Raw genomic sequence first — 14,452 nt, forward strand, 5'->3', positions numbered from 1 at the left:
AGAAACCGGAGATCCATCTCAAGACGCTCGGCAAGTCGGCCGAAGAGATGGTAGATACCCTGGAACACTGGCTGGACGAGCGTGACATTGCCGAAGAGCAATATGACAATGGCGGCGGCATCTGACGACAGGCCGATGCTCGAAATCTTCGAGCGGCTGGCGCTGGCGGCCGGGCGCGAGGTCATGCGCGTGTTCCATGCCGGCTGCGCGGTCGACCGCAAATCGGACTCCTCGCCAGTGACCGAGGCGGACCGCGAGAGCGAGAAGATCATTCTTGCCGGCCTGCGTACGGAATTCCCCGACATTCCCTGCGTGGCCGAGGAAGAAGCGGCTGCCGGTGTCATGCCGGGCGAACTTGGCGAGGCTTTCTTCCTTGTTGATCCGCTTGACGGCACCAAGGAATTCGTCAACCGGCGCACCGACTTCACCGTCAATATCGCGCTTGTCCGCCATGGCGTGCCGGAAGTTGGCGTCGTCTTCGCCCCTTGCGGTGGCCGCTTCTTTTCCGGTCTGCCGGGCAGGGCGGAAGTCCTCGACATCGACGGCGATTACCAGATTATCGCCCGTCGGCCAATTTCGGTGAGAACGGCCGCGTCGCCGCTGGCAGTGGTCGCCAGCCGCTCGCACAACACGCCGGAAACCGAAGCCTATATTCGCGACCTTGGCGCCGCCGAGATCGTCTCGGTCGGTTCGTCGCTGAAATTCTGCCTCCTCGCCAATGGCGAGGCGGATGTCTATCCGCGCTTCGGTCGCACCATGGAATGGGACACCGCGGCGGGTGACGCGGTGCTGCGCGCCGCCGGCGGCACGACGCGCACGCTGGACGGCAAGCCCTTGGCCTATGGCAAGCGCAACCAGGCCGATGACGAGGACTTTGCCAATCCGCATTTCATTGCCAGCGGCAGCGCTGCAACCGGAAGGCGCATCGAACGTTGAGGTGGAAACCTCCCGTAGATGGCCTATCCTGTATGGACGTTCCCTGAGTCGGTAGTTGAATGTCCTTTTTTCAGAAATGCCATGCCGTCACTTTGGGCGGATTTCCGGTATGGACCAGCAGTCGCGATGAACTAGGCCTCAGGATGTTGCTGGGCCTCTACGCCCTCTCTCCCGCCCTTTTCGTCTTCGTCGAAATGTCTCCCACTGCCCTGGCATTTGTCGCGGCACTCATGGGTGCTCTTACACTTTTTACCAAGGGGGCACGCTTTGGCAGGGCAACGATAGGCCTGGCCGTCACTCTGGCTCTCTTGTCCGGCTTTGTCCTGTCGAGCGCCCTGTGGTCGATCGACGCGAGCCGCTCTCTCATGGCGGCGAAGGACGTGTTTGGCTACTCGGTCGCCGCCATCTTGCTGTTTGAGTGCATTCTGGCGCTTCCGGACGCTCAACGCGACCGGCTGGCACGGGTCTCGTTATTCGGCATGTTGATTGGCCTGGTGTCGGTGATGGGTTGGGAACTGTATTTTGCGTTTTTGACCGAAGATCCAAGATTTGTGGAAAATGTTTTCACCCTCCACAAGATCACGGTCTACGGAGCTTTTTTTGCCGTCATATTTCTTGCGCAGCCGAGGCTGGTCTGGAAGGGGCTTGCGGCTCTCTTTGCCGTGATGACATTGCTCTACGGCCAATCGACCGGCGTCAATCTGGCGATTGTCTTCGTGGCGGCGATGTTTGTCATGCCCGCCAAATACCGCCAGCACGCCTTGGTCGGATTCTTCGCCGCCTATTTGTCTCTTGCCCTGATTGCCCCTTTCGTCGTCTCGCCGCTGTTTGCCTACCTCAAAACAACGGGCTGGCTGGCTTTCTATCCGGGAACGTTCGCCGCGCGGCTTGATCTTTGGCAGATGATCTCGCCCCACATTGCGGAGCAGCCGGTTCTCGGCCATGGCGCCAATACGATGAGAAACGCGGTCGGGGTCGTGGTGAATCCCACATATTACGCGCAGGCGGATCTTCCGAGCGCGCACAATATCGTATTCGATTTGTGGTACGAGTTGGGAGCGCTGGGCATCATTGTGTACGGGGTGCTCCTGGGCACGATCATAAGAATGATCGGCCGTTTGAGCGGCCCCTGCCATTTCATAGCCAGCAGCTATCTGATCATAGCTGTTGTCGAACTGTCGGTCGACCATCGGATCTGGTTGTCATGGGTGCTGGGCACTTTGGTCTTCACAGCGGGCATCTGCATATTGCAGTGCCGTTCCGTGGCCCGGCCGGGAACGGATGACCGGATCACAAGACGCGCGGCGACCTTCTCAAAATAGCGGCGCGAAGCGCACGACCGCCTATGCCGGCGAGGTGTCGCCTCTGGTATCCGGCGCCTTATTCGGCCGCGGCCTGCGCCGAGTTCGAGCCGATATAGTTGCGGATCGTTTCGATGATCCGGTTCTGGTCAGCCTCGCTGAGATAGGGGTGCATCGGCAGGCACAGGATGCGTTTCGGCAGGTCCTCCGAAACCGCGAGACCGGTCGGCGTGCGCGGGTAGTCGCGATAGGCGATCTGCTCATGCAGCGGCTTGACATAGTAGATGACGGACGGGATGCCCTTTTCGCTCAGATGCCCCTTAAGGCCATCGCGTTTCGGCGTCTCGATCGCGTATTGCGCCCACGCCGAGCGGCTGCCATCCAGGTTGCGGGCGGCGGTGACGATGTCGCCGAGGCCTTCCGCGTAACGCTGGGCGACCACTTGCCGCGCCACCATTTCTTCCTCGAGGATGGCGAGCTTCTCGATCAGGATCGCCGCCTGAAGCGTATCGAGCCGTGAATTGATGCCGACGCGGACGTTGTCGTACTGCGTCTCGCCCTTGCCGTGGAAGGCGAAGGAACGCAGCGCGTCGGCCAGAGCGTCGTCATTGGTGAACATCGCGCCGCCGTCGCCATAGCAGCCGAGCGGCTTGGCCGGATAGAAGCTGGTCGAGCCGACATGGCCGAACCCGCCGCACATCCTGCCTTCGAGCGAGCCACCCATGGACTGGGCGGCATCCTCGATCACCAATAGGCCTTCGCGATTGGCGATGGCCATGATCGCCTCATAGTCGGCGGCAAGACCGAACAGGTCGACGGGGATGATCGCCTTCGGCTTCAGTCGGCCTTCCTTCTTGATGGCCGCGATCGCCGCCTCGAGGCTGGCGATGTCGATGTTGTAGGTCTTCGGATCGACATCGACGAAAACCGGCTCGGCCTTGGCCAGCGCCACCACTTCCGCCGTGGCGGCGAAGGTAAAGCTCGGCACGAACACCGCGTCACCTGGGCCGATGCCGGCGGCGAACAGCGGCAAAAGCAATGCGTCGGTGCCGTTGGCGCAGGCAACCACATGCTTGACGCCGACATAGGCGGCGAGCTTCTTCTCGAATTCGGCGACCTGGGGGCCTAGGATGTAGCGGCCATCTTCGACGACGTGGTCGACCGCGGCTTTCAGCCGGTCGCGGATTCGTTCGCGCTGCGCGCCAAGATCGATGAACTGCATGTCGGCCTCAATACCTGCCACTAACCGGCCCGCTGGTACCAGACTTGGCGCGGCTGAAAAAGCCGGCTGCGGGCCGGGCATATGGCGCAAGTGTCGCAGCCCGTTACCGTGTTTTGCCGGCGCATTGGCCTAAAAAGCCGGGAATCCGGCCTTGGCGGCGCAATTCAGGCCATGTCTATCGCGGTTTTCCGGCGCATGGAAACATAAAGTGATCGCGCTGGAGGGCCGATCAGCCGATCTCGTGCCGCCATGGGGAATTGGCGCCGGCCCGTGATACCGTCACCGCCGCCGCCTTGGCGCCGAGCGCCAATGCTTTGCCGATAGCGTCTTGCGACAGGCTGGAAATCGCCGCCTTCGTCAGCAGGCCTTGCTCATGCAGGGAGGCAAGGATGCCGGCATTGAACGTGTCTCCGGCGCCGACGGTGTCCACCACCTTCACTGTCTCCGGCATGACGGTGACACGGTGCTGCTTGCTATAGCCAACGGCGCCTTCGCTGCCATGCGTGACGACGATCAGTTTCGGGCCGCGGTCGAGCCAATTGCGCACGACATCCTCGTGCGAACCGGCTTCACCGAACCAGTTGAGGTCTTCGTCCGAAAGTTTGACGATGTCGGCCATCGCCATCATCTCCCGGATGCGCCTGAGGTGCTTGGCCTTGTCGGGGATGAAGTTCGGCCGGATGTTGGGATCGAGCATCATCACGCGGGCCTCGTGCTCGCGCCGCATGAATTCCTCATAGGCCGAGCCAGCCGGCTCCGAGATCAGGCTGATGGCGCCGAACAGCATCGCCTCGATCTCGCCGCCGAGTTGCGGCAGGTCCTCGATGGTCAGCATGCGCCCGGCCGTGTTCTCGTCATAGAAGGTGTAGGTCGCCTGGCCGTTGTTCAGCCGCACGAAGGCCAGTGTCGTCGGCCGGGGCGATGTGTGCGCGTAGGTCGAACTGACCTTGCTCGCTCCGAGCGCCTCCCTGAATTGCCCGCCAAACAGGTCCGACGACAGGCCGGAGAAGAAGCCGGCCGGCGCGCCGAGCCGGCCGAGTGCGATCGCCGTGTTGAAAACAGCGCCGCCGACATAGGGAGCGAAGGCCGGCTCACCCTGCGTGGTGGTGCGCGGCAGCATGTCGATGAGGGCTTCGCCACAGCAGAGGATCATGGCTTCCTGGTCTCCGGCGGATAGATCACGCCCTTGCGGATGATGATGTTGGCGTAAAGCCGCGGCTCGCTCGTCGCGACGATGGCATGCGCCGATTTGACCCGTGCATAGAAGTCGGCGCCGGCCAGCGCAACCACCTTGCGGCCTGGTGCGCGCTTGGCGCAGATCGCCTCCATTTCACGATGGACAGGGTCGGCAAGCGACGGATCGCCTTTCACCGAGGCTCGAAACAGCGCCTCCGGAACCGCATCGTCGACCGGAAGCAGCGTCAGTATCGCGTCGAGCACGGGAATGAGGGCATGGCCGTCGGTCCGGATGAGGCGTCTTGCCTGCTCCAGCGCCGGATAGTTCCCGTCGACCAGGGCAATCTCGTCACCATGCCCCATGGCGCGCAACGTTGCCAGAAGCTCCGGACCAAGCAGCGCCGGAATCCCGATCAGCATTCAGGCGCTCCTGGCGATCGTCGTCGAACCGATCAGGAAGCGTTCGGAAAGCGGCAGGCTGGCGCCGCCGAGCGCCCGTGCATGGATGCCCACGCTTCCCTCGCGGACCGCCGGAAGTTTCAGCCCTTCGCCGTCGATGGCGCCGATTGCCGTCACGACCGCCTCGACCAGCTTCTGGCGCACGGCCTTCGGCATCCACCCGTCGATCACCGCGGCCTCGAAATCGATGACCGAGGACGCTGCGACGATGGCGTAAGCGAGTGCCTGCGAGGCGCTGGCGATCCACTCGTCGAGTTCGGCGCCGATCTCCCCCCAATCCTCGGGTGAGGTCCACAGATACGAGGCCTCGACGCCACGCGCATTGAGTGTTTTTTCGAGCATGGCGATCGAGGCCACGTCGATCAGCTGGGTCGGTTTTCCACCCGGCCCGGGCACGGGCATGGAGCCGAGCGCGCCGGCATTGCCGGTCGGTCCGCCGAACAGCCGGCCGTTGAGCACGATGCCGCCACCGGCAAAGGCGCCGATGTAGAAATAGACGAAGTCCCGCGCCGCGCCCGTCTGGCCAAAGACCAGTTCGGCGCCGCAGGCCGAGGTGGCGTCGTTCTGCAGATAGACCGGAAAATCGCACTGCGTCTGGATGTCGGTCCTGATATCGCGATGGCGCCATTCGTCCATGACCTCGCGCGGCGCGCCGGCGGTGTCGGCCCAGTTCCACAGCTCGAACGGCATGGCGATGCCGAGTCCGGCAATGCGTTTGTCCTGCGCCGGTGTCAGCGCGCCGCGCATCGTCTTCATGCCTGACGTGACGAACTCGACCGTTTCGCGTGGGGCAGGGTAGCGGTAGGAGTGCTGCAGCATTGCGCGCACGTTGCCGAGGAAATCGATCAGCACGAGTTCGGCGCTGCGGCGGCCGATCTTGAGGCCGATGAAGAAGGCGCCTTCGGGGTTGAGCGCCATGGGGATCGAGGGCTGGCCGATCTTGCCGCGCAACGGCGCCTGACGCACGAGCAGGCTTTCTTCCTCCAGTTCGCGCATGATGACCGAGACCGTCTGCGCGGAAAGTCCGGTCATGCGGGCGATGTCGGACTTCGCCAGACTGCCGTGCTGACGCACCAGCGAAAGCACCAGGCGCTCATTGTGATCGCGCATGCCGCTCTGGTTGGTGCCGCGGTGAATAAGGCTCTCATTCGCTTCGGGCGAACCATGCCTCGCAGTGGCGGTCTCCACCCTGTTCCTCCCGTCGTTTCCCCGGCAATGCTTTTGGGTCAGAATGAGTGAAGGACGCAAGGCTGTCAATAATAAATAAGAGTGATTTAATTATTGACAGATGCCTTGGTCTGGTGTTTTTTGATCTGGCATCCGCGCTGGGAGAAGTCGCCTGGATGCCGTGCGGGTGCCGGTTGGCCGGCATTCGAAAATGTTCCACTGGGAGGAAAATCGTGACCAATACAAAATTGTTGAAGTCCACCGTTTTTGCGGCGGCCGCGCTGGGTCTGATGGCGTTCGCTTCGTCCGCATCCGCCGCCGGCGTCGGCGCCTGCCTGATCACCAAGACCGACACCAATCCGTTCTTCGTCAAGATGAAGGAGGGCGCTACCGCCAAGGCCAAGGAACTCGGCGTCGATCTCAAGACCTATGCGGGCAAGATCGACGGTGACAGCGAGAGCCAGGTGGCGGCGATCGAAAGCTGCATCGCCGACGGCGCCAAGGGCATTTTGATCACCGCGTCCGACACCAAGGGCATCGTGCCGACGGTGAAGAAGGCGCGCGATGCGGGCCTGCTGGTGATTGCGCTCGACACGCCGCTCGATCCGATCGACGCCGCCGACGCGACCTTCGCCACCGACAATCTGGAGGCCGGCAAGCTGATCGGCGCCTGGGCCGCCGCGACGCTGGGCGACAAGGCCAAGGACGCCAAGATCGGCTTCCTCGACCTGACCCCCTCGCAGCCGACCGTGGACGTTCTGCGCGATCAGGGCTTCATGATGGGCTACGGCATCGACGTGAAGGATCCCAACAAGATCGGCGATGAGACCGATCCGCGTATCGTCGGCCACGATGTGACGAACGGCAATGAAGAGGGCGGCCGCAAGGCGATGGAAAACCTTCTGCAGAAGGACAACACCATCACCGTCATTCACACCATCAACGAGCCGGCCGCGGTCGGCGCCTACCAGGCGCTCAAGGCCGTCGGCCTCGAAAGCCAGGTGCTGATCGTCTCGGTCGACGGCGGCTGCCCCGGCGTGAAGTCGGTCACCGAAGGCGTCATCGGCGCCACCTCGCAGCAATATCCGCTGCAGATGGCCGCGCTCGGCATCGAGGCGATCGCCGCTTTCGCCAAGGATGGTACCAAGCCGAAGCCGACCGAGGGCAAGAACTTCTTCGACACCGGCGTCAACCTCGTCACCGACAAGCCGGCCAAGGGCGTCAAGTCCATCGACACCAAGGAAGGCCTCGCCAAGTGCTGGGGCTGATGCTGGCCTGACCGGTAACAGAACCGATCGGCCGGGGGGACTTGATCCCCGGCCGCATCGGGTGGACGATACATCACTGTAAACGCGAACAATCCCGGCGACAGACCGGAAGGCGTGGACGGCGTCAGCGCGTGGCTGAAGCCCTACGGGGAGGAAACATGGCTCAAGCTCAGGAATTCGAGAAGGTTCTCTCGGCCAGCGACACAAGCGTGGCCGCTTTCGACGAGCACAAATCAGCCGTCAAGCGCATCCAGCATTTTCTGCATTCGACGCCTGCGGCGGTGCCGCTGATCGTGCTGCTTCTGTCGATCATCATCTTCGGCATCGCGATCGGCGGGCGGTTCTTCTCGTCCTACACGCTGACGCTGATCCTGCAGCAGATCGCCATCGTCGGCATTCTCGGGGCCGCGCAGACTCTGGTCATCCTAACCGCCGGCATCGACCTGTCGATCGGGGTGATCATGGTGATTTCGGCCGTGATCATGGGCAATTGCGCGGTCAGCTACGGCATGCCGAGCGTGCTCGCCGTGGCGATCGGGCTTGCCGCCGGTGCGGCTTGCGGGCTGCTGAACGGACTGCTGGTCGCCTATATGAAGTTGCCGCCCTTCATCGTGACGCTTGGCACCTGGAACATCGTCATGGCCACGAACTTCATCTATTCGGCCAATGAGACGATCCGCGACACCGACGTCGACACTCAAGCGCCGATGTTGCATCTGTTCGCCCTGAGCTTCAAGGTCGGCACGGCGGTGCTGACGCTCGGTGTCATTGCCACCGTCGTGCTCGTGATGGTTCTTTGGTACGTGCTCAACCACACCGCATGGGGCCGTCATGTCTACGCCGTCGGCGACGACCAGGAGGCGGCGAAGCTGTCTGGCATCCAGACCAAGAAGGTGCTGGTGACGGTCTACACCCTTGCCGGGCTGATCGCCGCTTTCGCGGCCTGGGTCTCCATCGGCCGCAACGGCTCGATCTCGCCATCAGCCGCCGTCACCGACTACAATCTGCAGGCCATCACCGCGACGGTGATCGGTGGTATTTCTCTCTTCGGCGGCCGCGGCTCCATCCTCGGCACCTTGTTCGGCGCGATGATCGTCGGCGTCGTCTCGATGGGCCTCAACATGCTGGGCGCCGATCCGCAATGGAAAGTGCTCCTCACCGGCGTGCTGATCATCGGCGCCGTCGCCATCGACCAATGGATCAGAAAGGTTTCGGCATGACCCAGGAACCCATCCTCACCGCGCGCGGCCTGGTCAAGCGCTATGGCCGCGTCACCGCTCTCGACAATGCCGATTTCGACCTATACCCCGGCGAAATCCTTGCCGTCATCGGCGACAACGGCGCCGGCAAGTCGTCGCTCATCAAGGCGATTTCCGGCGCGGCCGTGCCGGACGAGGGCGAAATCCGGCTTGAAGGCAAACCCGTCTCCTTCAAGTCGCCGATGGAAGCGCGCGAAGCCGGCATCGAAACCGTCTACCAGAACCTCGCGCTGTCGCCGGCGCTGTCGATCGCCGACAACATGTTCCTCGGCCGCGAGATCCGCAAACCCGGCTTCGTCGGCCAGTGGCTTCGCATGCTGGACCGTCCGGCAATGGAAAAGCGCGCCCGCGACAAGCTTACCGAACTCGGCCTGATGACCATCCAGAACATCAGCCAGGCGGTGGAGACGCTGTCGGGCGGCCAACGCCAGGGCGTGGCGGTGGCCCGCGCCGCCGCCTTCGGCTCGAAGATGGTCATCATGGACGAGCCGACGGCGGCGCTCGGCGTCAAGGAGAGCCGCCGCGTGCTCGAGTTGATCCTCGACGTGAAGAAGCGCGGCCTGCCGATCGTGCTCATCTCGCACAACATGCCGCACGTCTTCGAAGTGGCCGACCGCATCCACATCCACCGTCTTGGCCGTCGCCTGTGCGTCATCGACCCCAAGCAATATACGATGTCTGATGCCGTTGCCTTCATGACCGGTGCAAAAGCACCCCCGGAGACGGCATTGGCGGCCTGAACTGCCTGATTGCCGCTGGGTAAGGAGGCGGGGGTGTTCTCTAAATCGATTGAAAACATGCTGCAATGCACTAGGATGGGCTGGGAGAAACGGTGAAAGCCGGTATGATCAGGCCAAACCGAACGAGAGGCGATATGACATCCGCCATGACGATCGAAGCCCCCGCTCTCGACAATCCCGATCCCAAGACGCTCGCCGAAGAAGTCTTGATGTCGCTCAAATACCGGGTCGGCAAGGACACCACCGTCGCGACCCAGTACGACTGGCTGACCGCCTCGATCAAGGTCGTGCGCGACCGCGTCGTCGACCACTGGATGCAGGCGACCAAGGAAGCCTACGACCAGCAGGAAAAGCGCGTCTATTACCTGTCGCTCGAGTTCCTGATCGGGCGTCTGATGCGCGACGCCTTTTCCAATCTCGGCCTGATGGAGAACATGCGTGAGGCGCTGTCCTCGCTCGGCGTCGATCTCGACCTGATCGCCGCGCTCGAGCCGGACGCTGCCCTTGGCAATGGCGGCCTTGGCCGGCTCGCCGCGTGCTTCATGGAAAGCATGGCGACCGTCGACATTCCCGCGCATGGCTACGGCATCCGCTATGCCAACGGCATGTTCCGCCAGGAAATCCATGACGGTTGGCAGGTCGAACTGCCCGAGACCTGGCTGGACCACGGCAACCCCTGGGAGTTCGAGCGGCGCGAGCGCTCCTTCGAAGTCGGCTTCGGCGGTTCGGTCGAATCGATCACCTCCAGGGACGGCCGGCTCGAACGCCATGTCTGGAAACCGAGGGAGCATGTTCTGGCGGTTGCCTATGACACGCCCGTGGCCGGCTGGCGCGCCAAGCGCGTCAACACGTTGCGCCTTTGGTCAGGCATGCCGATCGATCCGATCCTGCTCGACAAGTTCAACGCCGGCGACCACATCGGGGCGCTGGCCGAAAGCAACAAGGCCGATGCGCTGTCGCGCGTGCTCTATCCCGCCGATTCCCACATGGCCGGACAGGAACTCAGGCTCAGGCAGGAATATTTCTTCTCCACCGCCTCGCTGCAGGACATCGTCCAGCGGCATCTGAGCCAATATGGCGACCTGAAGTCGCTTCCCGACAAGGCGGCGATCCACCTCAACGACACCCATCCGGCGATCGCCGTGCCGGAGTTGATGCGGCTTCTGATGGACGTCCACGGCATGGATTTCGATCTCGCCTGGGATATCACCAAGCGTACCTTCGGCTACACCAACCACACGCTGCTGCCCGAGGCGCTGGAAAGCTGGCCGGTGCCGCTGTTCGAGCGGCTTTTGCCGCGTCATATGCAGATCGTCTACGCCATCAACGCGCAGGTGCTGCTGGAGGCGCGCGCCACTGATCAATTCTCCGATGAGCAGATCAGCCGTATCTCGCTGATCCAGGAGAATGGCGACCGCCGGGTGCGCATGGGCAATCTGGCCTTTGTCGGTTCGCATTCGATCAACGGCGTGTCGGCGCTGCATACCGAACTGATGAAGGAGACGGTGTTCGCCGACCTGCACCGGCTCTATCCCGACCGCATCAACAACAAGACCAATGGCATCACGCCGCGGCGCTGGCTCATCCAGTGCAATCCGGGCCTTACCGCGCTCGCCCGCGAGGCGATCGGCGATCGCTTCATGGATGACATCGAGGCGATCAAGGGGCTCGATCCGCTCGCCGACGACACCGCCTTCCGCGAAAAATTCGCCGCCGTGAAGCGCCAGAACAAGGTGAGGCTAGCCAACTTGGTCGCCGACCGCCTCGGCATCAAGCTCGACCCTTCGGCGCTCTTCGACATTCAGGTCAAGCGTATCCACGAATACAAGCGTCAGCTCCTCAACATCCTCGAAGCGATCGCGCTCTATGACCAGATCCGCTCGCATCCCGAGCGCGACTGGATGCCACGCGTGAAATTCTTCGGCGGCAAGGCCGCGCCCAGCTACCACAACGCCAAGCTGATCATCAAACTGGCCAACGACGTCGCCAGGGTGATCAACAGTGACCCTTCGGTGCGCGGCCTGCTCAAGGTCGTGTTCGTACCGAACTACAATGTCAGCCTGGCCGAGGTGCTGATGCCGGCCGCCGATCTCTCGGAGCAGATCTCGACCGCCGGCATGGAAGCGTCGGGAACCGGCAACATGAAGTTCGCGCTGAACGGCGCACTGACCATCGGCACGCTCGACGGCGCCAATGTCGAGATCAAGGAGCATGTCGGCGACGACAACATCTTCATCTTTGGCCTCACCACCGAAGAAGTCGCCGAGCGGCGCAACAATGGCTACAATCCCCGCGGCGTCATCGAGGCGTCCCCCGAACTGGCGCAGGCGGTCGCGGCCGTTTCTTCGGGCGTCTTCTCCCCCGATGATCCCAATCGCTACCGCGATCTGATCAACGGCCTCTACGACAGCGACTGGTTCATGGTCGCGGCGGATTTCGACGCCTATGCCGCCTGCCAGCGCGACGTCGATGCCGTCTGGCGCAACAGCCCGGACTGGTACGCCCGCGCCATCCGCAACGTCGCGCGCGTCGGCTGGTTCTCTTCCGATCGCACGATCCGCCAATACGCCAAAGAAATCTGGAACGTGCCCGTCTGATATGATTGCATGAGGCCACGAACGATGGCCGCAAAAACAAACATTTGGTGCCCGGGGAGGGCGACCGCCTGATGAGGAAGCCGCGCGCGACCGCTGCGACAAGCGGGCCGGACGGACTGGCGTCAGCCAGCGATGTCGAGGCGATTGTCGCCGGTACGCACGGTGATCCTTTTGCGGTTCTCGGTGTTCAGGAGGCCGGCAAGAGCCTGTTCGCGCGCTGCTTCGTTCCGCATGCGCAGTCCGTCACCGCCTACACGCTGACCGGCATCGAGGCAGGCGAATTGACCAGGCGCGACGAAGCCGGTTTCTTCGAGGGCAAGCTGTCGATCAGGAAGCGCCAGCCGCTCCGCTACCACGCGCGCAATGCCGGCGGCGACTGGTGGCTGACCGATCCCTATTCGTTCGGTCCGGTGCTCGGACCGATGGACGATTACTATATCGCCGAGGGCTCGCATCTCAGGTTGTTCGACAAGCTCGGCGCCCATGTCATTGAGCACGAAGGCGCCACCGGCGTGCATTTCGCGGTATGGGCCCCAAATGCCAGGCGCGTCTCGGTGGTCGGCGATTTCAATGACTGGGACGGGCGCCGGCATACGATGCGCGACCGTCGCGACACCGGCATCTGGGAGCTGTTCATTCCCGATATCGGCGCCGGCCGGCCCTATAAATATGAAATCATAGGTCCCGACGGCGTGAGATTGCCGCTGAAAGCCGATCCATTCGCCTTCAAGTCGGAGCTGCGCCCGGCAACGGCCTCGGTGACCGCGGTGCCCCCGGCGCATCCATGGGGCGACGAGGCGCATCGCAATTTCTGGCGCAACGCCGACCCCCGGCGCGAAGCCATCTCGATCTACGAAGTCCATGCCGGTTCCTGGCAGCTTCGCGACGACGGCACCTTCCTGTCCTGGGATGAGCTGGCCGACCGGCTGATCCCTTATGTGGTCGAGGCCGGGTTCACCCACATCGAATTCCTGCCGATCTCCGAGCATCCCTATGACCCGTCCTGGGGTTATCAGACCACCGGCCTCTACGCGCCATCGGCCCGCTTCGGCGATCCGGACGGCTTTGCTCGCTTTGTCGATGGCGCCCATCGTGCCGGCATCGGCGTAATCCTAGACTGGGTGCCGGCGCATTTTCCTGTCGACGAGCACGGTCTGGTCCATTTCGACGGCACCGCGCTCTACGAGCATGCCGACCCGCGCAAGGGCTTCCACCCGGACTGGAACACCGCGATCTACAATTTCGGCCGCCGCGAGGTGGTGTCGTTCCTCGTCAACAACGCCTTGTTCTGGGCCGAAAAATACCATGTCGACGGTCTTCGCGTCGACGCGGTGGCCTCGATGCTCTACCTCGACTATTCGCGCAAGCAGGGCGAATGGATTCCCAACGAAAAGGGTGGGCGCGAAAACCTCGAGGCGGTCAGCTTCCTGCAGAAGATGAACAAGGAGCTCTACGGGCACCATCCCGGTGTCATGACTATCGCCGAGGAATCGACTTCATGGCCAAAGGTCTCGGCGCCCGTTCATGAAGGCGGGCTGGGCTTCGGCTTCAAGTGGAACATGGGCTTCATGCACGACACGCTGGAGTATTTTTCCAAGGAGCCGATTTTCCGCAAGCACCATCACAACGAGCTGACCTTCGGTCTGACCTACGCCTTCTCGGAGAATTTCGTGCTGCCGCTCTCGCATGACGAGGTCGTGCACGGCAAAGGCACGCTGCTGGGCAAGATGGCCGGTGACGACTGGCAGAAATTCGCGACCTTGCGTGCCTATTACGGCTTCATGTGGGGTTATCCCGGCAAGAAGCTGCTGTTCATGGGCCAGGAATTCGCGCAGCGCCGCGAATGGAGCGAGGCGCGCGCGCTTGATTGGAACCTGCTCGATTTCCGGCCGCATCGCGGCGTCTGGCAGACGGTGCGCGATCTCAACTATCTCTACCGTTCACGTCCGGCCCTGCATGGCCGCGACTGCGAGCCCGAAGGGTTTTCCTGGCTGATCGTCGACGACAGCCAGAATTCGGTTTTCGCCTGGGTGCGCAACGCTCCTGGCGGCAATCCGGTCGCCGTCATCTCCAATTTCACGCCGGTGCCGCGCGACAATTATCGTGTACCTCTGCCGAAGGCCGGCAAGTGGCGCGAGATCATCAACACCGATGCTTCCGAATATGGCGGCTCCGGCATGGGCAATGGCGGCGTGGTCGAGGCGAGGGCGGAGGGCAAGAGCATCTCGGCAACGATGCTTCTGCCGCCGCTGTCGACGATCATGCTTGAACTCGCCGACGACTGAACTCGTTAAGGCTGGTCAACGCATAAAGACGAGTAACTTGGG

At 62.7% G+C, this 14,452-nt stretch carries 11 protein-coding genes; 7 read left to right on the forward strand and 4 right to left on the reverse strand.

All coding sequences use genetic code 11. The features are described from left to right. Positions 1-135 precede the first annotated feature (135 nt). Positions 136-936, forward strand: a complete 801-nt coding sequence (cysQ, locus tag EN824_RS08345) for a 3'(2'),5'-bisphosphate nucleotidase CysQ (RefSeq protein ID WP_167531229.1) — start codon at positions 136-138, stop codon at positions 934-936. Between the two features lie 59 nt (positions 937-995). Beyond that, positions 996-2,258, forward strand: coding sequence for an O-antigen ligase family protein (locus EN824_RS08350; protein ID WP_135932135.1), 1,263 nt, complete (start codon positions 996-998; stop codon positions 2,256-2,258). Positions 2,259-2,316: 58 nt separating this feature from the next. Here the strand turns inward: EN824_RS08350 and EN824_RS08355 are convergent, their stop codons facing one another. From EN824_RS08355 to EN824_RS08370, 4 genes are all read right to left on the reverse strand, one after another. Then, positions 2,317-3,459, reverse strand: a complete 1,143-nt coding sequence (locus tag EN824_RS08355; RefSeq protein ID WP_127281072.1) for a DegT/DnrJ/EryC1/StrS aminotransferase family protein — start codon at positions 3,457-3,459, stop codon at positions 2,317-2,319. Between the two features lie 229 nt (positions 3,460-3,688). Further along, on the reverse strand, positions 3,689-4,612 hold the full coding sequence (locus EN824_RS08360; protein ID WP_127871303.1) for a carbohydrate kinase: 924 nt from the start codon (positions 4,610-4,612) through the stop codon (positions 3,689-3,691). Continuing rightward, a complete protein-coding gene (locus tag EN824_RS08365) occupies positions 4,609-5,055 on the reverse strand; it encodes an RbsD/FucU domain-containing protein (RefSeq protein WP_127276098.1) in 447 nt (148 codons plus the stop codon). The genes EN824_RS08360 and EN824_RS08365 overlap by 4 nt, the downstream gene beginning before the upstream one ends. Further along, complete coding sequence (locus EN824_RS08370) at positions 5,056-6,282, reverse strand: ROK family transcriptional regulator (RefSeq protein WP_135884237.1); 1,227 nt, start codon at positions 6,280-6,282, stop codon at positions 5,056-5,058. A gap of 230 nt (positions 6,283-6,512) precedes the next feature. On the opposite strand from EN824_RS08370, the gene EN824_RS08375 reads away from it, so the two are divergent. The 5 genes from EN824_RS08375 to glgB all read left to right on the forward strand — a co-directional run bounded on the left by EN824_RS08375 (position 6,513) and on the right by glgB (position 14,410). Continuing rightward, positions 6,513-7,529 carry a sugar ABC transporter substrate-binding protein gene (locus EN824_RS08375; RefSeq protein WP_167531230.1) on the forward strand — a complete coding sequence of 339 codons (1,017 nt, stop codon included), beginning with the start codon at positions 6,513-6,515 and terminating at the stop codon, positions 7,527-7,529. A 158-nt stretch (positions 7,530-7,687) separates the two neighbouring features. Then, a complete protein-coding gene (locus EN824_RS08380) occupies positions 7,688-8,749 on the forward strand; it encodes an ABC transporter permease (protein ID WP_135932136.1) in 1,062 nt (353 codons plus the stop codon). Further along, positions 8,746-9,528, forward strand: a complete 783-nt coding sequence (locus tag EN824_RS08385) for an ATP-binding cassette domain-containing protein (protein WP_127276094.1) — start codon at positions 8,746-8,748, stop codon at positions 9,526-9,528. Before EN824_RS08380 ends, EN824_RS08385 begins: the two co-directional genes overlap by 4 nt. Positions 9,529-9,662: 134 nt before the next feature. Then, positions 9,663-12,125, forward strand: coding sequence for a glycogen/starch/alpha-glucan phosphorylase (locus EN824_RS08390; protein WP_135915271.1), 2,463 nt, complete (start codon positions 9,663-9,665; stop codon positions 12,123-12,125). Between the two features lie 71 nt (positions 12,126-12,196). Continuing rightward, a complete protein-coding gene (gene glgB, locus EN824_RS08395; RefSeq protein ID WP_127276092.1) occupies positions 12,197-14,410 on the forward strand; it encodes a 1,4-alpha-glucan branching protein GlgB in 2,214 nt (737 codons plus the stop codon). Positions 14,411-14,452 lie beyond the last annotated feature (42 nt).

Source organism: Mesorhizobium sp. M8A.F.Ca.ET.181.01.1.1, assembly GCF_004792025.1.
Lineage (GTDB): Bacteria > Pseudomonadota > Alphaproteobacteria > Rhizobiales > Rhizobiaceae > Mesorhizobium.

Excerpts from the sequence above, each read along its gene's own strand:
- EN824_RS08350 (WP_135932135.1), top strand. The coding sequence starts at position 996 with ATGTCCTTTTTTCAGAAATGCCATGCCGTCACTTTGGGCGGATTTCCG.
- EN824_RS08355 (WP_127281072.1), bottom strand. The coding sequence starts at position 3,459 with ATGCAGTTCATCGATCTTGGCGCGCAGCGCGAACGAATCCGCGACCGG.
- EN824_RS08390 (WP_135915271.1), top strand. The coding sequence starts at position 9,663 with ATGACATCCGCCATGACGATCGAAGCCCCCGCTCTCGACAATCCCGAT.
- EN824_RS08365 (WP_127276098.1), bottom strand. The coding sequence starts at position 5,055 with ATGCTGATCGGGATTCCGGCGCTGCTTGGTCCGGAGCTTCTGGCAACG.
- EN824_RS08385 (WP_127276094.1), top strand. The coding sequence starts at position 8,746 with ATGACCCAGGAACCCATCCTCACCGCGCGCGGCCTGGTCAAGCGCTAT.
- glgB (WP_127276092.1), top strand. The coding sequence starts at position 12,197 with ATGAGGAAGCCGCGCGCGACCGCTGCGACAAGCGGGCCGGACGGACTG.
- EN824_RS08380 (WP_135932136.1), top strand. The coding sequence starts at position 7,688 with ATGGCTCAAGCTCAGGAATTCGAGAAGGTTCTCTCGGCCAGCGACACA.
- EN824_RS08360 (WP_127871303.1), bottom strand. The coding sequence starts at position 4,612 with ATGATCCTCTGCTGTGGCGAAGCCCTCATCGACATGCTGCCGCGCACC.
- cysQ (WP_167531229.1), top strand. The coding sequence starts at position 136 with ATGCTCGAAATCTTCGAGCGGCTGGCGCTGGCGGCCGGGCGCGAGGTC.